17 protein-coding genes, 1 tRNA gene, 1 pseudogene and 1 riboswitch are annotated in these 17,209 nt (G+C 65.1%); of the genes and pseudogenes, 7 read left to right on the plus strand and 12 right to left on the minus strand.

The genetic code is table 11. From position 1 onward, the window contains the following. Nucleotides 1–393: 393 nt before the first annotated feature. Complete coding sequence (locus HWX36_RS08090; protein ID WP_175951630.1) at nucleotides 394–666, minus strand: hypothetical protein; 273 nt, start codon at nucleotides 664–666, stop codon at nucleotides 394–396. Between the two features lie 393 nt (nucleotides 667–1,059). On the opposite strand from HWX36_RS08090, the gene HWX36_RS08095 reads away from it, so the two are divergent. Then, the gene (locus tag HWX36_RS08095; RefSeq protein ID WP_011351289.1) at nucleotides 1,060–1,263 is read left to right on the plus strand and encodes a cold-shock protein; all 204 of its coding nucleotides are present in this window, start codon (nucleotides 1,060–1,062) and stop codon (nucleotides 1,261–1,263) included. Nucleotides 1,264–1,404: 141 nt separating this feature from the next. Then, nucleotides 1,405–2,541, plus strand: a complete 1,137-nt coding sequence (locus HWX36_RS08100) for an exonuclease domain-containing protein (protein WP_175951631.1) — start codon at nucleotides 1,405–1,407, stop codon at nucleotides 2,539–2,541. A gap of 34 nt (nucleotides 2,542–2,575) precedes the next feature. Here the strand turns inward: HWX36_RS08100 and HWX36_RS08105 are convergent, their stop codons facing one another. Next, the gene (locus tag HWX36_RS08105) at nucleotides 2,576–3,169 is read right to left on the minus strand and encodes a chorismate mutase (protein ID WP_175951632.1); all 594 of its coding nucleotides are present in this window, start codon (nucleotides 3,167–3,169) and stop codon (nucleotides 2,576–2,578) included. A gap of 224 nt (nucleotides 3,170–3,393) precedes the next feature. Next, complete coding sequence (locus tag HWX36_RS08110; RefSeq protein WP_175606914.1) at nucleotides 3,394–3,540, minus strand: hypothetical protein; 147 nt, start codon at nucleotides 3,538–3,540, stop codon at nucleotides 3,394–3,396. Between the two features lie 197 nt (nucleotides 3,541–3,737). Here HWX36_RS08110 and HWX36_RS08115 point away from each other — a divergent pair, with 197 nt between their 5' ends. The 3 genes from HWX36_RS08115 (at nucleotide 3,738) to HWX36_RS08125 (ending at nucleotide 7,091) form a co-directional block, all read left to right on the plus strand. Further along, on the plus strand, nucleotides 3,738–4,127 hold the full coding sequence (locus HWX36_RS08115) for a DUF2946 domain-containing protein (protein WP_175951633.1): 390 nt from the start codon (nucleotides 3,738–3,740) through the stop codon (nucleotides 4,125–4,127). Nucleotides 4,128–4,251: 124 nt separating this feature from the next. Continuing rightward, nucleotides 4,252–6,591, plus strand: a complete 2,340-nt coding sequence (locus HWX36_RS08120; RefSeq protein ID WP_175951634.1) for a TonB-dependent receptor — start codon at nucleotides 4,252–4,254, stop codon at nucleotides 6,589–6,591. 83 nt (nucleotides 6,592–6,674) lie between these two features. Further along, nucleotides 6,675–7,091 carry a TlpA family protein disulfide reductase gene (locus tag HWX36_RS08125; RefSeq protein WP_244136345.1) on the plus strand — a complete coding sequence of 139 codons (417 nt, stop codon included), beginning with the start codon at nucleotides 6,675–6,677 and terminating at the stop codon, nucleotides 7,089–7,091. Nucleotides 7,092–7,170: 79 nt separating this feature from the next. Here the strand turns inward: HWX36_RS08125 and HWX36_RS08130 are convergent, their stop codons facing one another. From HWX36_RS08130 to HWX36_RS37735, 3 genes and pseudogenes are all read right to left on the minus strand, one after another. Further along, nucleotides 7,171–7,425 carry a GlsB/YeaQ/YmgE family stress response membrane protein gene (locus HWX36_RS08130; RefSeq protein ID WP_114176412.1) on the minus strand — a complete coding sequence of 85 codons (255 nt, stop codon included), beginning with the start codon at nucleotides 7,423–7,425 and terminating at the stop codon, nucleotides 7,171–7,173. Nucleotides 7,426–7,686: 261 nt separating this feature from the next. Further along, nucleotides 7,687–7,899 (minus strand): hypothetical protein, encoded by a 213-nt coding sequence (locus HWX36_RS08135; protein ID WP_175951828.1) that lies wholly within the window; start codon nucleotides 7,897–7,899, stop codon nucleotides 7,687–7,689. A 33-nt stretch (nucleotides 7,900–7,932) separates the two neighbouring features. Then, nucleotides 7,933–8,105 (minus strand): annotated as a pseudogene (locus HWX36_RS37735) (LuxR family transcriptional regulator); the annotation flags it as partial. A 235-nt stretch (nucleotides 8,106–8,340) separates the two neighbouring features. Between HWX36_RS37735 and HWX36_RS08145 the strand changes: the two are divergent. After that, nucleotides 8,341–9,093, plus strand: a complete 753-nt coding sequence (locus HWX36_RS08145) for a KilA-N domain-containing protein (protein ID WP_175951635.1) — start codon at nucleotides 8,341–8,343, stop codon at nucleotides 9,091–9,093. Nucleotides 9,094–9,367: 274 nt separating this feature from the next. Here the strand turns inward: HWX36_RS08145 and HWX36_RS08150 are convergent. From HWX36_RS08150 to pepN, 3 genes are all read right to left on the minus strand, one after another. Then, nucleotides 9,368–9,443 (minus strand) — tRNA-Thr (locus HWX36_RS08150). Nucleotides 9,444–9,650: 207 nt separating this feature from the next. Continuing rightward, a complete protein-coding gene (locus HWX36_RS08155; RefSeq protein WP_175951636.1) occupies nucleotides 9,651–10,664 on the minus strand; it encodes a class 1 fructose-bisphosphatase in 1,014 nt (337 codons plus the stop codon). A 279-nt stretch (nucleotides 10,665–10,943) separates the two neighbouring features. Further along, nucleotides 10,944–13,637 (minus strand): aminopeptidase N, encoded by a 2,694-nt coding sequence (pepN, locus tag HWX36_RS08160; protein ID WP_175951637.1) that lies wholly within the window; start codon nucleotides 13,635–13,637, stop codon nucleotides 10,944–10,946. 187 nt (nucleotides 13,638–13,824) lie between these two features. On the opposite strand from pepN, the gene HWX36_RS08165 reads away from it, so the two are divergent. Beyond that, entirely contained in the window at nucleotides 13,825–14,523 is a 699-nt protein-coding gene (locus HWX36_RS08165) for a DUF4136 domain-containing protein (RefSeq protein WP_175951638.1), read from the plus strand. 54 nt (nucleotides 14,524–14,577) lie between these two features. Here the strand turns inward: HWX36_RS08165 and HWX36_RS08170 are convergent, their stop codons facing one another. From HWX36_RS08170 to HWX36_RS08180, 3 genes are all read right to left on the minus strand, one after another. Next, on the minus strand, nucleotides 14,578–15,150 hold the full coding sequence (locus tag HWX36_RS08170; RefSeq protein ID WP_175951639.1) for a TMEM165/GDT1 family protein: 573 nt from the start codon (nucleotides 15,148–15,150) through the stop codon (nucleotides 14,578–14,580). 78 nt (nucleotides 15,151–15,228) lie between these two features. Beyond that, nucleotides 15,229–15,366: riboswitch (yybP-ykoY riboswitch) on the minus strand. A 162-nt stretch (nucleotides 15,367–15,528) separates the two neighbouring features. Beyond that, nucleotides 15,529–16,845: a guanine deaminase gene (gene guaD / locus HWX36_RS08175; RefSeq protein ID WP_175951640.1), complete on the minus strand. Its 1,317-nt coding sequence runs from the start codon at nucleotides 16,843–16,845 to the stop codon at nucleotides 15,529–15,531. Next, nucleotides 16,842–17,189, minus strand: a complete 348-nt coding sequence (locus HWX36_RS08180) for a hypothetical protein (RefSeq protein ID WP_175951641.1) — start codon at nucleotides 17,187–17,189, stop codon at nucleotides 16,842–16,844. Before HWX36_RS08180 ends, guaD begins: the two co-directional genes overlap by 4 nt. Nucleotides 17,190–17,209 lie beyond the last annotated feature (20 nt).

Here is a 17,209-nt window from a genome sequence, read left to right on the forward strand (position 1 = left end):
CACCTGCAGTGTACGGAGTGCTTGGAGTGGGGGAAGGATGCGCTTTAAGCAATAATATATTTTGTAATCCGCAAAGATCGATAAGGCAGCGCAAACGATTGTCCATCAAGGGTTTGCGGCAGTGCAGCGAAGGAAAAGGGCAATCAGGAGTGCGCAATGGGCGTTGCGCGATCGCGACAGGCAGTCAGTAGCAGACGGGGATGGTCGTAGTCCGATTATTGACACATCGGCAATAGAGGTTTGTGTGGAGCATGGCTAATGAAAGGTTGTTCTCTCGCTATACTGCGATCTCTGCTTTCCGAAGCAGACTTTTTCGTTGACGGAAAAGATCTCCAAACCTTTGTCGGCGCGACTTCCCAGTCGCGCTTTTTTTTTGCCCCGTCTGTCCGCGCGCTATTGCGCGAACGAGCGCCGCTTGCGCTTGGCCGCAGGCGCGGCCTCCCTGGCGTCGTTGGGGGGCGGCGTGTATGTCCAGTCTTCCATCACGTAGTGACGGGCATCGAGCGGCGATGAGAGCAGGTTCTGCCAGTGATCGCCGTGCCAGGTCGTATCGAATTCAGTGTCGCATGGCGCTTCGCGCGAGGACGCGGGCTCGACCAGGGCGCGGGACTTGCGGCGTACGCGTCCGAGCCGGCTCGCGAAGCGCTTGATTCCGTCCAGCCACATGACCTTCTCCTTCCTTCCGGCGTTAAGTGAGCATCGCAAGGTCCCGGGATTTCCGCAACCCGGAAAAAACCCGAGGATTTTACCGATCAGATTTGTCCTCGGTAGGAATTTCATGGTTGAAAATATCGGAACTATGATCCCGGTAATATTGACAGGTTTTTGATGCGAATCAATTAATAGAAAGCGACGGTGTACCGATTCCAATGGCATTAGCGCTTTTTTGATAAAACGATCGTCAAAAATTTCCTTGACGCACCCGGATTGTCCAATTTATAAAGTCAGCACACCGTCCTCGGGCGGCGTGCTGGTGCAGGTGCTGGCGCAATGTTTCGGGATTTCGGGAAACGGCTATAAAAATAGCTTTTTTGATCTAATCGAGTGGGGAACGAAGACATGGATACCGGTATCGTGAAATGGTTTAACGATGCTAAAGGTTTCGGCTTTATTACGTCGGACAATGGTGGTGAAGATTTGTTTGCACACTTTTCCGAAATCAAGATGGACGGCTTCAAGACGCTGAAGGAAAACCAGCGTGTTTCGTTCGACGTGAAAGTCGGGCCGAAAGGCAAGCAGGCAGCGAATATCCAGGCGGTCTGACGCGCCGCGCATTGCCGATCACGTCCGGCCCCCGCATTGCGGGGGCTTTTTGTTTTCCGGGGACGGAACACTCCGGTTCGGGCTGGCCGCGAATGGGGATGCCGGTGCATACTCACGGAAGCATCGTTTCCCCGTCTTTTCATGTCTGATTCTCCCCGTCCGTCCGATCCCGCCAGCGAACAGCCGCTCGTTTTCGTCGACCTTGAAACCACTGGCGGCTCGCCCGCCGAACACCGCATCACCGAAGTCGGCGTGGTCGAAATCGGCCCGTTCGGCGTGTCGACGTGGACGACGCTCGTCAATCCGGGGCAGCCGATTCCGCCGTTCATCCAGCAACTGACGGGTATTTCGGACGAGATGGTGCGCGACGCGCCGTCATTTGCGTCGCTGGCGCCGGCGTTGTTCGAGCGGCTCGACGGCAAGCTGTTCGTCGCGCACAACGCGAGCTTTGATCGCGGCTTCCTGCGGGCCGAATTCGAGCGCGCCGGCTTCGCGTTCAATCCCGATGTGCTGTGTACGGTGCGGCTGTCGCGAGCGCTGTTCCCGCGTGAATCGCGGCACGGGCTCGACGCGTTGATCGAACGTCACGGCCTCGTGCCGGCTGCGCGCCACCGGGCGCTGGCGGATGCCGACCTGCTGTGGCAGTTCTGGCGCCTGTTGCACGACATCGTGCCGCTCGAGCGGCTGCGCGACCAGATCGCACGCACGACGCGCCACTTCCGCCTGGGCGGCGACCTGACCGAAGCCTGGCTCGATACCGCGCCGGCCGGGTGCGGCGCGTACGCACTGTTCGGGGAGGAGGACCTGCCGCTGTATGTTGGCCGCAGCGTGCGTGTGCGGCAACGGCTGCGTGCGTTGCTGACCGGCGAGCGCCGTTCGTCGAAGGAAATGCGGCTTGCGCAGCAGGTGCGGCGTGTCGAATGGCGCGAGACCGGCAACGAACTGGGGGCGATGCTCGCCGAAGCGCAATGGATCGCCAGGCTACGGCCGTCGTACAACCGGCGCCCTGCGGCCGACGCTCGTGCCGGCGTTGCGCCCTGGCCGTTCGAAGGTGCCGTCGCGTTCGAGGCGAGCAGCGAGCGCCGCCTGTTTCATGTGATCGACGGCTGGCGCTATCTTGGCGCGGCGGAATCGCTCGACGCGGCCGCGCAGCTCGCAGCCGACGGGACGGACGGTACGTTCGAACCCTTCACCCACCGCCTGCTGCAGACGCATCTCGCGCGCGGCCTGCAACTGATTCCGCTCGCCGCGCTCACGCCTGCGGGGCAGGTGGGCTAATCAGGCGCGGTCGCGCGACCCGCGCCCGCTGTCGTCAGCTGATCGCGCTCGCGCCGCCGGCCGTGCAGACGTGTGACAGCGCAGTGTCGAGTGCCTGCGTCTGCGTGGAGTCGTAGCGCGTGAGCGTCTTCCAGTTGGCGATACTGCGCGCGAGCCGCGCCTGGCAATCAGGCGCATCGCGCAGCGGTGCAACCTGCGCGAGCTCCGCGAGCATTTTCTGCGTCAGCCGGTCGAGCGCCGGGCGCGTGCTGGTCGCGAGATCGGGCGGCGTGCCTTCTGGCGGCCGCGTCGCGCGCCAGGTCGCGAACAGCGCGTTCTGCACGTCCTTGCTCGCGGCGATCTGATCCTCGAAGAACGTTCGTGCGAACGCGGGATCGACGCCGGCCTGTGCCGCGCGCCTCTCGACCGATACGAGCAGTTCCGCCTCGCGCGGCCGGTCCTCGATTGCCTTGTGATTTGCCCATTTCCATCGAGCGACCGGTTCGGCGAGCGCGAGGCGCTGCGACGCGAGCGCGACGATGTTGGTGAGGGCGGTGTCGTCACCATCCGCATTGGCGACGCGCGGGGACGAAATGAGGGCGACGCCGAGCGCGGCGACAGCGAGGCTGGCACGAATGGCTTGCTTCATCGGAACGATCGGGGGACCCGGAGCGGGCTGACGGTGGAAAACCAGAAGGATAGACGAAGACAGCCGCGCGGCGTAGCGCAGCGACCGGAGAATCAGCAGGCGAGCTGATCCGGCACCGTCAGGCTGTTGCGGCCCGGGTGCGAGGCGAATTGCGCGTGATGCGCAGTGACGAATCGCACGATAGCGATGATCGACACGTAGCGGTTACAGAACCGAACAGGCGTTCACTTCGGCGCGTACAGCTTGTGCTGCTCGTCGAAGAATGCCCGCACGTGGTCAGGCAATTCGGCGAGGAATTCCACGCCGACGGGTTCCGGATCCGGGCTCATCACTTGCTCCGGCGGTGGCATGCGGGTTGGTCTTTCGTCCATGGTCATATCTCCAGCAGGTTCGATAATTATCAACCTCGCGATTGGATTTATGCCAGTGGCGAATCGTTAGATTTTGTCTCTGTTGTATTAACGGCACATGCGCTCTGACGCGCGCTGCGATGCCGACTATTGCATCGTGCAGGATCGGCAACAATCGGTCCGCTTGTTATACTTTCGCGCACTTTTTCTGGACCGTAATGAAACGAACGACGCGATGGATCGGCCTCATATGGCTGGCGCTGGTACTGAACGTACTGTCGCCCGTCATCGGCTATGCGCGTCTTGCATCGAGCGGCGCCGGCGAGCTCACGCTCGAGTTGTGCAGTGCAGCGGGTGCCCGCCAGGTCGTGCTCGCGCAGGCGGGCGGCGATCACGATGCGTCGTCGTTCGACCATGCCGGCGTGCCGCACTGCGTGTACTGTCCCGGCTTCGCGGCGAACGTGGCGCTCGGGGCGAGCCTGCCCGCGCTGCCGGGCTTCGTGCGGACGTTCGCCTATCGTGCGGCCGTGCCGGCCATTCCCGCATTTCCCTGCAAGGGCATCCGTTTCGCGCAGCCTCGCGCCCCGCCTGAAAACGCCCCGATCTGATTGATGTCGTCCGCGCGCCCCGGTGGCGCGCGTGCCGTCCGCGGCCGGGCCGCGTGCCGCGCCGTCCGTGCGCGGTGCGCGCTCGTGTCCGGCGGCGTCCGATCACGTTTTCAGGAATTCCCTCATGTCCTCTCCCTTCGCCGCGCGGCCGTCGCGCGGCCGGCTCGCGCTCGCATGCGCGGCCGCATTCGCGTGGTCTGCCGCTCATGCGGCCTCAACCGACGATGCGCGCGGCGCTACCGATGCCGCCGCTCCCGCTTCGGCTGTCGCACCCGTGCCGCCGGCGCGGGCGGCCGGCGATACGCTGACCGCCGTCAGCGTGACCGCGCAGCGGCAGCCGGTCGATCCGGATACGCCGGCCGTCGTCACGTCGATCACGCGCGAGCAGATCGAGTCGCACACCAACGTCACCACCGAGGACGCGCTGAAGTACGCGCCGAACCTGATGGTCCGCAAGCGCTATATCGGCGACCGCAACAGCGTGTTCGCGGGCCGCGACTACAACGAACTGCAGAGCGCGCGCGGACTCGTCTATGCCGACGGCGTGCTGCTGTCGAACCTGCTCGGCTCGAGCTACGCGTACCCGCCGCGCTGGTCGCTGATTCCGCCTGACGATATCGCGCGCGTCGACGTGCTCTATGGCCCCTTTTCCGCACTGTATCCGGGCAACTCGATCGGCTCGACCGTGCTGCTCACGACGCGTCGCCCGGAAAAGCTCGAGGCGTCGCTATCGACGCAGTTCTTCACGCAGCGCTACCACGACGGCTACGGATTCGCGGACAGCTTCGGCGGCAATCACCAGACCGCGCGGATCGCGAACCGCGTTGGCCGGTTCTGGTTCGCGCTGTCGCTCGACCGGCTCGAGAACAACAGTCAGCCGATGCAGTATGCGAGCCCCAATTCGGCATACAACCCGAAGCTCGGCGTTGCCGTGCCCGTGACGGGCGCCGCGACCGACATCGGGCCCAACGGCCAGCCGCGGACCATCGTCGGCGCGCAGACGATCGAGCGGACCGAGCAGCTCAACGAGACGGTCCGGATGGGCTATGCGTTTACCGACCACGTCGATGCGACGCTCACGCTCGGGCATTGGGAGAACCATTACCGGCAGCACGGCGAAACCTTTTTGCGCGATGCGGCCGGCAATCCGGTCTACGGCGGCAATGTGTCGATCGGCGGCCAGAACATGACCGTCGCGCCGAACGCATTCGCGCCGCAGCGTGGCGACCAGGAGAACTGGCTGTACGCGCTCGGCCTGAACGGCCGGCTCGATTCCGGCTGGCGCCTGTCGGGCGTCGTGTCCGCGTACGACGTGTCGCGCGACGTGCAGCGCTCGGCGTCGACCGTGCAGGGCGGCGCAGGCACGCTGTTCCAGGGCGACGGCACCGGCTGGCGCGCGCTTGACCTGAAGGCCGAGGCGCCGGAAGTGAAGGGCCATACGTTCACGTTCGGCTATCACTACGACAACTACTTCCTGCGCAACATCACGTACAACACGGCCGACTGGCTGGCCGGGCCGACCACGTCGCTGTCGAGCGTCTATCGTGGCGACACGCGCACGCAGGCGCTGTTCGGACAGGACGCGTGGCGCTTCGCGCCGGGCTGGCTCGCGACGCTGGGGCTGCGCTACGAGCGCTGGGATGCGTACGGGGGCGCGCTCGGCAATGCAACGGGCACGCTCGGCTACGCGGACCGGAGCGCGAACGCGCTGTCGCCGAAAGTCGCGCTGCAATGGGATGCGACCGACGTCTGGCGCTTCCGGCTGTCGTTCGCGACCGGCACGCGTTTCCCGACGGTCGGCGAACTGTTCCAGGGCACGATCTCGAACAACGCGATCGTCAACAACAACCCGAACCTGCGGCCGGAAAAGGCGATCGACTGGGACTTCACGGCCGAACGCGACGTGGGTGTCGGCGTCGTGCGTGCCAGCGTGTTCCAGAGCGACCTGCGCGATTCGATCTACAGCCAGACGACGGTCTCGGGCGCGACGACGGTGACCAATATCTCGAACGTCGATCGTGTGCGTGTGCGCGGCGTCGAACTCGCGTTCAGCGGCGAGAACGTCGGGCTGCGCGGGCTCAATCTCGACGCGAACGTGTCGGCGAGCAACGCACAGATCCTTGCCGATGCCGCGAATCCCGCGTATGTCGGCTCGCGCTTTCCGCGAATTCCGCGCATGCGTGCGAACCTGCTCGCGTCGTATCGCTTCGACGAACACTGGCTTGCGAGCGTTGGCGTGCGCTACTCGGGCCGCCAGTTCAACACGCTCGACAACAGCGACGTGAACCCGGATGTCTACGGGGGCACGAGTTCGTTCACGGTCGTCGACTTGAAGGCGCGCTACCGTTTCGACCGTCACTGGACCGCGTCGCTCGGCATCGACAACCTGACGGATCGACGCTACTACGTGTTCCATCCGTATCCGGGTCGTACTTTCTATGGAGAACTGAAATGGTCGCTGTGAGATCGCTCGCGGCAGGCGGCGCGCTGTGGTTCGCGTTGCCGGGCATCGTGCTCGCGAGCGTGTCCGCGTAGGCCGGCGGCGAACTGTGGCCGCTGCGGGCGGCCGACGTCGCGCGCCTGTATGCGGCCGCGCACGAGCGGCCGCTGGCGGTCGGGATCTGGTCGCTCGATTGCGGATACTGTCGCGAGAACGCCGCGCATCCGGTTGCGTGGCAGCGTCGTCATCCGGACGTACAACTCGCGATGGTCGCGACGGACGCGTACGACGACAACGGCGCGGCCATCTCGCATGCGCTCGCGCAGATGAAATTGCCGCCGCAGGTCGCGCAGTACGCGAACGCGGAGCCGATGCCCGAGCGTCTGCGCGCGGCGCTCGATGCGGGATGGAGAGGGGAAATGCCACGCACCGTGTGGATCGGGTGCGATGGCGCACGCGAAGCGCGCAGCGGATTGCTGACGGCAGACGTGCTCGAGAACTGGTTGCGGCGCGCGGAGCGCTGAACGGGCCGACGGCGCGCGGCGAACGGGCCGCGCGCCGCCCTGATGCGAAAACGCGCCCGAAGGCGCGTGGAGAGAAGTGTCAGGCCGCTCGCTTGAATAGCCGGATCACGAACAGCAGGATCACCGCGCCGACGACCGCGACGATCACCGAACCGATGAAGCCGCTGCCGATGCTGATGCCGAGCAGCCCGGCGAGCCAGCCGCCAATCACCGCGCCAACGATCCCGACGATGATGTCGACGATCAGCCCGAAGCCGCCGCCCTTGACGAGCAAGCCGGCAAGCCAGCCGGCGATCGCGCCGATGATGAGCCACATAATCAAGCCATGAGCCATGGTTGTCCTCTCCTTGAGTTGTATCGAATGACCGGACGTCGGCTGTGTCGCCGCAAGCTGAATGAATGCGGCATCGCGACCCGCCGTGCCGCCCACGCAATGTACCGCGATAGACGGGTCGGAATCGTTAAGTAATGTTATGCACCCTTAACGGGATTTTCCAGGGAATTCGTCTGCGTAGGGTGACGCTCGCGCACGGGCAATGCGTGACGAAATGGATCTGTAAGAATGGCCGCCGGCGAAGGCTGTCGACCGTGAGCGTCATCGTTCGCGCGTCGATGACTGCATGCCCGCGTCGGGCAATCCGTCGCTTGCGTCTGCGATCAGCCGCGCGACGGTCGTGGCATCGCCGATCGCCTCGATCGACAGCAGGGCGAAGCGGGCGAGAGAGAGCGATGCATCGGCTTCATCGATTCGCGTCATCGTGCGGCAGAGGTCGGTGTAGAGCGTGTCGCGTTCGGTATCCGTCATCATGCGGTCTCCTGAGGATCGGTTGATGCGTGCGGACTCGTACGCGAAGATCGTGCATTGCGCGACCGACGGCGCGTCGTCGAACAGCTTCAGCACTTCGGCTGCGAATGCGTTCAACTCGCTGTCGCCGATCACGGCGACGAGGCGCGCCGCACGCGATACGTCCAGTTGCCCGGTGAGTTCGGTCGCTCGAGACGCCAGGTGCGCATGATGTTCGGAGAGGGCTGATCGGTTCGTCGATTGTGATCGGCGTGGTGTGGCGCGGGAGTCGGGTGATGCCCGCAAGCGGAGCGGACGCGGGGAGAAGGAGGACGGGGGTTGTTAGATACTGGAAGCTGAAGTGGGTGCTGCTTTCAAGGCATGGCCGTCTATAGCGGTGTTATGCTGTATTTGGCCGTAATGTGGTGCCATAGAAGTCGGCCGCTCTTATGATAAGGATAAAATATGCAGCAGATCGCGTTGATTCCGCGTGTTGAGGAAGGGAGCATTATTCCTCAGCGGATCGGGGATGGTTATATCAGTGCTACTGCGCTTTGCCAGTCGGTTGGTAAGCGTTATTCAGACTACAAAGCATTGAAGACGACCGGTGAATTCATCGCGGAGCTTACGGCGCAGACGGGGATGCCGGAGAACCAGTTGATCCACGTCATCAGTGGAGGTAATCCGAGCCTTCAAGGTACGTGGGTTCACCCGTATCTCGCCATCAATCTGGCGCAGTGGCTGTCTCCGAAGTTCGCGGTAAAGGTTTCTCAGTGGGTCGTCGAGTGGCAGCAGGGGCGCGCGAAAGCGGTAATGCCCGTGCATATCGAGCGATATATGCAAAATCGCGCGAAGGTCCCGTACACTCATTTCTCGATGCTGAATGAGTTGACGCTTAACCTGATTGCTCCGCTTGAGCAGGCTGGTTACACGATGCCGCAAGAGATGGTTCCGGATATCTCGGAGGGAAGAATTTTTTGCAAGTGGCTTCGCGAGGTTCGAGGCATTGAACCGAACACTTTCCCGTCGTACAACCACGAGTATCCGGATGGGCGCGTGGTTCCGGCGAGGTTGTATCCGATTGAGCTGTACGAGGACTTCAAGCGTCATTTCAACGAAATTTGGCTTACGCAGCATGCGCCGAAGTACTTCGCGCAACGGGATCAGCAGGCGCTTACATTCGTGAAGACGCTGCTGCTGCCGGCAGCAACGATCTAAAAGTAAGGCCAGACGAGTGCCGCGTTGCGGCACTTTTAGTTTGAGGGTGGCGAGTTCAGGTCCGCTTTCGTTGGGTCTAGCCTGCGCTTGAAATCGAGTCAGATCAGCTTGAAGTGGTGTTGGCGGGTTGCGGTCGACAGTCGAGTCACGCCAAGTGGTCGACGATTCGTTCGGCGAGGGGGAGGGGGGCGCGAGTGAAGTCGTCGCGTTGACACTTCGTTGACAAGCTGAAAGTAAAAAGGGCCTAGCCTTGCGGCTAAGCCCTTGAAATACTTGGTGCCGGAGATAGGAGTCGAACCTACGACCTTCGCATTACGAATGCGCTGCTCTACCAACTGAGCTACACCGGCATCAGAGAAACGAAATTATAAGGTGAAATTTGAAACCTTGGCAATAGGTTTTGCGAATTTTTTTCAGCTTGCTGCTGCTGTTTCGCGAAACTCATCGACTCGGCAAACTTCCCGCTTCGTTTCACTGCAATGTAACCCGTTGGGGCCACATCGAGAGGCGCGATTGTACGTACGTTGCGCGACCCTGTCTAGTGCTGCAGTGCAAATTTATTGCTTTTCCTGATGGTAACCCGTCACGCGCGCGACTTCGTTCTTCGAACCGAGGAACACCGGGACGCGCTGATGCAGGCCCGTCGGCTGCACTTCCATGATGCGCTGCGTGCCGGTCGTCGCGGCACCGCCTGCCTGTTCGACGATGAACGACATCGGGTTCGCTTCGTACATCAGGCGCAGCTTGCCCGGACGATCGGGCGTGCGCTTGTCGGCCGGGTACATGAAGATGCCGCCGCGGTTCAGGATCCGGTGCACGTCGGCAACCATCGATGCGATCCAGCGCATGTTGAAGTTGTCGCCGCGCGGGCCGTCCTTGCCGGCGTTCAGTTCGTCGACGTAGCGCTTGACCGGGTCGTACCAGTGGCGCGCGTTCGATGCGTTGATCGCGTATTCACGCGTGTCGGCCGGAATCTGCATGTTGCTCTGCGTGAGCACCCACGAGCCGACTTCGCGGTCGAGCGTGAAGCAGTTCACGCCGTTGCCGGTCGTCAGCACGAACACCGTTTGCGGGCCGTACACGGCGTAGCCGGCCGCGACCTGCTGCGTGCCGGGCTGCAGGAACGATTCCTCGGTTGCCTGCTTGCCGTCCGGGCAGCGCAGCACCGAGAAGATCGTGCCGATCGACACGTTCACGTCGATGTTCGACGAGCCGTCGAGCGGATCGAACACGAGCAGGTATTCGCCGCGCGGGTAATTCGCGGGGATCGGGAAGAACGTTTCCATTTCTTCCGATGCCATCGCGGCGAGGTTGCCGCCCCATTCGTTCGCGTCGAGCAGGATCTCGTTCGACAGGATGTCGAGCTTCTTCTGCACTTCGCCCTGGACGTTCTCGCTGCCGGCGGTGCCGAGCGCTTCGCCGAGCGCGCCCTTCGACACGTTGTAGCTGATCGCCTTGCACGCGCGTGCGACGACTTCGATCAGCAGGCGCAGGTCGGCGGGAAGGTTGTTGGTCTCACGCTGCTGTTCGATCAGGAACTTCGACAGCGTGGTGCGGCGGGCAATGGACATGACAGACTCCAGAAGGCAAAAGAATCCTTGAATGGCCGCAATTTTACCCGTCGCGCCTCCCGTACCGCCGGGTTTTTTCGTCCGGTTACACGGCCGGGCGGCCGGCCCGGCCCGGTTTCCGGAGGGGGAGACAGGCGGGACGCGCGTTGTCGCGGCGGCAGGCGGCGCGGTCAGACCCCGCGATTGCGAACGGGTCCGGCAGTAGTCACACGTAAAAAAAGCCGGTGCCGCGACGGGCGGCACCGGCTGTATCGCGCAGGCGCGATGCGGGCGAGGGCGTTACGCGAGCGCCTTCTCGACGATCTCGCGCACGTCGCGCGATTTCGCACCGGCGGCAACCTGCTCGAGCGCTTCGCGCATCCGGTCGCGCAGCGCCGGCGTGAAGCGGCGCCACAGTTCGAGCGAGCGGGCGAGGCGCGCCGCGACCTGCGGGTTGATCGCGTCGAGCGCGAGCACCTGTTCGGCCCAGAACGCGTAACCCGAGCCGTTCGCCGCGTGGAATTGCGCGGGGTTGGCCGCGCAGAAGCTGAAGATCAGCGAGCGTGCGCGGTTCGGATTCTTCAGGTTGAACGCAGGGTGCGCGAGCAGCTTGCGGACCTTCGCGAGCGTCGGCTGCGCGGGCGTACCGCGTTGCGCGGCCTGCATCGCGAACCACTTGTCGATCACGAGCGCTTCCTTCTCGAAGCGGCGATAGAAATCGTCGAGCGCGTGCTCGGCCGGTTCGTTCGCGCCGGCGGCCGCGGCGGACAGCAGCGCGCCGAGCGCCGCCGCGCGATCGGTCATGTTGTTCGCCGCATCGTATTGCGCAGTCGCGAGGCGCACGGCATCGGCCGGATCCTCGAGTTCGGCGAGATACGCGAGCGCGAGGTTCTTCAGCGCACGGCGGCCGGAGGCTTCCGGCGTCGGTTCGTAGGCGCCGGGCGTCTGGTGCTGCTCGATTGCGGCGAGCCAGTCGGCGCGCAGCGCGGTGGCGAGCTGGCGGCGCACGAACTGGCGCGCTCGATGCACGGCAGCCGGATCGGCTTCCGCCATCTGGTCGGCGAGGTAGGTTTCCGACGGCAGCGTCAGCGCGAGTTCGCGGAACGCCGGCGACAGCGTCGCGTCGGTCAGCACGCGGCGGAATGCGGCGACGAAGTTCTCGCCGAGCGTGAGCGGCTCGTTCGCGGCCGCACGCGCGGCGAGCGTCAGCAGCGCGCGCGTCGCGAGGCGCTGGCCGGCCTCCCAGCGGTTGAACGGATCGCTGTCGTGCGCGAGCAGGAAGGCGAGGTCATCGTCGCTGTAGTCGTACTCGACGATCACCGGCGACGAGAAATTGCGCAGCAGTGACGGCAGCGGTTGTTCCGGTACGTCGACGAACGTGAAGGTCTGCTCGGTGTCGGTGAAGTCGAGCACGCGCGTCGTGCCTGCAGCGGCGGCTTCGCCGTCGAGACGCAGCGGCAGGTCGCGGCCGTCGCGACCGATCAGGCCGATCGCGAACGGAATCAAGAGCGGCCCTTGCTGCGTTTCGCGCGCGGCGGGCGATCCTTCGCCGTAACCCTGCGCGAGCGTGACCGTATAGCGGCGCGCGGCCGCGTCGTACGCGGTGCGCACCGACACGCGCGGCGTGCCGGCCTGGCTGTACCAGCGCTCGAACTGCGCGAGATCGCGCCCGTTCGCGTCGGCCATCGCGTGACGGAAGTCGTCGCAGGTCACTGCATGGCCGTCGTGGCGCTTGAAGTACAGGTCCATCCCCTTGCGGAAGCCGTCGCGGCCGAACAGCGTCTGGTACATCCGCACGACTTCCGAGCCTTTCTCGTAGACGGTCATCGTATAGAAGTTGTTGATCTCGACGTAGCTCTCCGGGCGCACCGGGTGGGCCATCGGGCCCGCGTCCTCGGCGAACTGCAACTGGCGCAGCACGCGCACGTCCTCGATGCGCTTGACCGCGCGGGCCGCCGATTCGATGTCGTCGCCCGCGGCCATGTCGGCCGAGAATTCCTGGTCGCGGAACACCGTCAGGCCTTCCTTCAGGCTCAGCTGGAACCAGTCGCGGCAGGTCACGCGGTTGCCGGTCCAGTTGTGGAAGTACTCGTGGCCGACCACCGATTCGATGTTCGCGAAGTCGGTGTCGGTCGCGGTCTCGGGGTTCGCCAGCACGTACTTCGTGTTGAAGATGTTGAGCCCCTTGTTCTCCATCGCGCCCATGTTGAAGTCGCCGACCGCGACGATCATGAAGCGGTCGAGATCGAGCTCGAGGCCGAAGCGCTTCTCGTCCCAGCGGATCGAGTGGATCAGCGAGTCCATCGCATGACGTGTCTTGTCGAGGTCGGCCGGTTCGACCCACACCTGCAGCAGCTTTTCCTTGCCCGAGCCGGTCGTGATTTTCTCCTCGATCGCGACGAGCTTGCCCGCGACCAGCGCGAACAGGTAGCTCGGCTTGCGGAACGGGTCTTCCCACTTCGCGAAGTGGCGGCCGTCGGGCAGGTCGCCCGAATCGACGAGGTTGCCGTTCGACAGCAGCACCGGGTACGCGGCCTTGTCGGCGCGCAGCGTGACCGTGTACGACGCCATCACGTCCGGGCGGTCGAGGAAGTAGGTGATGCGGCGGAAACCTTCGGCTTCGCACTGCGTGAAGAAGTTGCCGCTCGACACATAGAGGCCGGACAGCGTCGTATTCTGGTCGGGCGCGCATGCGCTTTCGAGCGTCAGCTCGAAAGATTCGGGGACGTTCTCGACGGTCAGCCCGTGTTCGTGCGCGCGCACGGCGCCATGCGGCGCGCCGTCCACGTGTGCGCCGAGGAATTCAAGCGCTTCGCCCATCAGCTCCAGGTGCGGCGCGGGCGCGGCGTCCGGATTGCGGCGCACGCGCATCGTATTCCTGACGATCGTACGGGCCGGCGCGAGATCGAATTCGAGCGCGACGGAATCGATGAGGAAGGCCGGCGGCGTGTAGTCGGCGCGGCGGATCACGGTGGAAGAGGCGTTGTCGGACATGGTCGTCGAGATCGGTGGAGTGGGGGACGGGCCCGTGGCACGGGCCGGGCGAACCGGGCCATTGTACAAAGGCTGGCGGCCGCGTGCCGGGCGAACTTTTTACCTGTTCCGGGAGTCCGCGTATTATCGGCATCCCGTTACGGTTCGCGCGGTGCGACGAACGGGTGACGGATCGAAGAGGATCAACATGAAACGCCAATGGATTCAACGCGGTGCGGGCTGGGGGGCGGTGCTGTGCGTGGCGCTGCTGACCGGCTGCACCAGCTACGTGACGACCCAGGTCACGGCCTTCTCCGACTGGAGCGGCAGCGACGCGACACGCACCTATGCATTCACGCGCACCGATGCGCAGAAGAACAGCATCGAGCAGTCGACCTACGAGCCGATCGTCGCGAACGAACTGTCCACGTATGCGTTCCGGCAGGTGCCGCAGGCGCAGGCGCGGTACCTCGTCGGGCTGACCTATGCGGTCGGCAGCGATCTCGTGACGGTGCCGCAGCCGGTCTATTACGATCCGTGGTTTGCGCCCGGGCCGTACTGGCGGCGCGGGCCGTGGGGCCCGTGGGGGCCCTGGGGGCCGATGCCGGCCGGCTACGTCGCGCAGACGTACCAGGTGTTCGACTACACGCTCGGGATCCGCATCACCGAGCGCGCGACGGGCAAGGAGGTGTATAACGTGTCCGCGCGTACGACCGGCGACAACGGCACGCTGCTGTACGCGATGCCGTTCCTCGCGCGCAGCGCGCTCGCCGATTTCCCGCTGTCGAACGGCGCGGTCCGTTCGGTCCGGCTGCCGGTCGACAAGCGCGGCGGCCCGGCGGCGCCGGCCGCCAACGAGCGCGCGGTGCCGGTGGCGCCTGCCTCGGGCGCAGCCGCCGCGAAGTAACGCGGCTTCAGTCTCGGCGCGGCCGACCGGCCGCGCCTGCCATCTTCCTCCCCGTCAGGCCCCGATGCCCAGCAGCGCCAGCGCGCCGAGCACGACGAACAGCACGGCCGCGATCCCGTGGACGAGCTTCGTCGGCAGCCGGTGCGCGAAGCGGTCGCCCAGCAGGATCGCGGGCACGTTCGCGAGCATCATCCCGAACGTCGTGCCGGCCACGACACCGATGTAGTCCTGGAAGCGCGCGGCCAGCGCGACGGTCGCGATCTGCGTCTTGTCGCCCATTTCCGCGAGGAAGAATGCGACGAGGGTCGCACCGAACACGCCGAGTCGCGAACGGTTGGCATTGGCTTCGTCGGCATCGAGCTTGTCCGGCACGAGGATCCACAACCCCATCGCGATGAACGAGAACGCGAGCGCCCAGCGCATGATCGACGGGGTGACGAGCGCGCCGAGCCATTCGCCGAGCGCGCCGGCGAAACCGTGGTTCACGAGCGTCGCGACGAGCACGCCAAGAATGATGGGGATCGGCTTGCGATAGCGCGCGGCCAGCACGAGGGAAAGCAGTTGGGTCTTGTCGCCGATTTCAGCGAGCGCGACGGCGCCGGTGGAGATCAGGAAGGCTTGGGACACGTATGGGGTTCCACGGGCCGATGTTGTGCGTGCGAGCGACGATCCACGGCGCGCCGGGCCCTGATGCGGCGCACTGTGAACCATCGGTCTCGCCAGGCCTAGGTGGCTGCGCCCGCCATGGCCGTACGGCCAAGTCTGTTGACGGACGCCTCCGTCACGATGCGCGCCGGGGGCGCGGGACATCGAGCGGAGCGGCTACTCCCCAATGAGGGGCGAATTCTAGCATGGCGCGTTACGCGCGGGAAAGCGGTTGGCGGGCGCTGCGCTGGGCGTCGGGACGGGGTCGGCTTACGGCAATTTTCGGCGGTCCGGCCCGCCCCGCCCCGGCCCGCGCGGCGGCGGATGCCCGCGCGGGCCTGGCGAACCACCGGCAGGCCGTTACGCGGCAGGGCGGCGTGCCGCGCCGCGTTCGTGGACGAGGTTGCCGGCCGCATAGGTGCGGTATACCGCGCGGTCGTCACCGAGCAGCGCGAATGCGAACAGCAGCTCCTCGAGCGAATCCGCACGCTTCGTGCGGCGCGCGAGCAGCGGCGTGGCCTGCGGATCGAGCACGACGAAGTCGGCTTCGGTGCGCGGTGCGAGCGTGCCTACCGTCTCGGTGAGGTCGAGCGCCTGCGCGGCGCCGGCCGTCGCGAGCCAGAACATCCGCGTCGCGGTCAGGTGGTGGCCCGACAGCCGCGCGACCTTGTGCGCTTCGTTCATCGTCTGCAGCATCGAGAACGACGTGCCGCCGCCGACGTCGGTCGCGAGCGTGACGGGCACGTCGTATTCACCGGCCTTGTCGAAATCGAACAGCCCGCTGCCGAGGAAGAAATTCGATGTCGGGCAGTGTGCGACGACGGTGCGCGTCTCGGCCATCCGGCGGCGGTCCTCGTCGTCGAGGTGGATGCAGTGGCCGTACACCGCGCGCGGGCGCAGCAGCCCGTAGCGGTCGTAGATGTCGAGATAGCTGCGATGGCCGGGGAACAGCTCGGCCACCCATTTCACCTCGTCGACGTTCTCCGCGACATGGCTCTGCACGAACACGTCCGGATGGCGGCGCGCGAGTTCGCTGCACGCCTCGAGCTGCGCCTCGGTCGACGTCGGCGCGAAGCGCGGCGTGAGCGCGTACATCTGTCGACCCTTGCCGTGCCAGCGGCCGATCAGCTCGGCGCTGTCGTCATAACCCGATTGCGCGGTATCGCGCAGGAATTCGGGGCAGTTGCGGTCCATCAGCACCTTGCCCGCGATCATCCGCAGGTCGCGCGCGTCGCTGGCCGCGAACAGCGCATCGGCCGACTGCTTGTGCACCGTGCAGTAGACGAGCGCGCTCGTCGTGCCGCAGGCGAGCAGTTCGTCGACGAAGAAGTCGGCGACTTCGCGCGCATGCTCGGGATCGCCGAACTGGCGCTCGGTCGGGAACGTGTACTTGTCCAGCCACGGCAGCAGGCCCGGCGCCGGCGACGCGATCATGTCCGTCTGCGGATAGTGGATGTGCGTGTCGATGAAGCCGGGGACGATCAGCTTGTCGCGCAGGTCATGGACGATCGCGTCGCGCGCGAACGTCGCCGCGAGCTGCGCGTACGGGCCGGCCGCGACGACCTTGCCGTCGTCGACGACCAGGAGGCCGTCGGTCTCGTAGTTCGCGGCCTGGCTCGATTGCGCCGGGTCGCCGTTGAAGGTCAGCAGCTGGGAACGAAAAGCGGTTTGCGTCATGACGAATGGTCCTGCATCAAGGTAAGGCGAACAGAAGAAAACGAGCGACGTCGCACGAGGGCAACGCGGCGCATGGCGAGCGGGCGTGGCACGCTGCGTGCGGCACGACCGGATGCGCAAGCGCGGGCGAACGTGGCGGCCGAAGCCGCCAGCGAGTGGTTGCCGGCGGGCCTCGCAGCCGTTGTGCTCGCGACCGGTGTGGTAGCGAGCGCAACGGCAAATCGCAACGGCAGGCACGCGCGTGCGACGGCGAACGGCGCCGTCGCCGCCCGGGCACGCACGCGATCGTCCCGGCGCACGGCCGGGCCGGTGGTCGCGAAGCGGATGCCGTTGCCGTCTTTCATCTGTCTAGCGTTCCTCGATG

This window comes from Burkholderia sp. BCC0405, from assembly GCF_902833075.1.
In the GTDB taxonomy this organism is placed as follows: domain Bacteria; phylum Pseudomonadota; class Gammaproteobacteria; order Burkholderiales; family Burkholderiaceae; genus Burkholderia.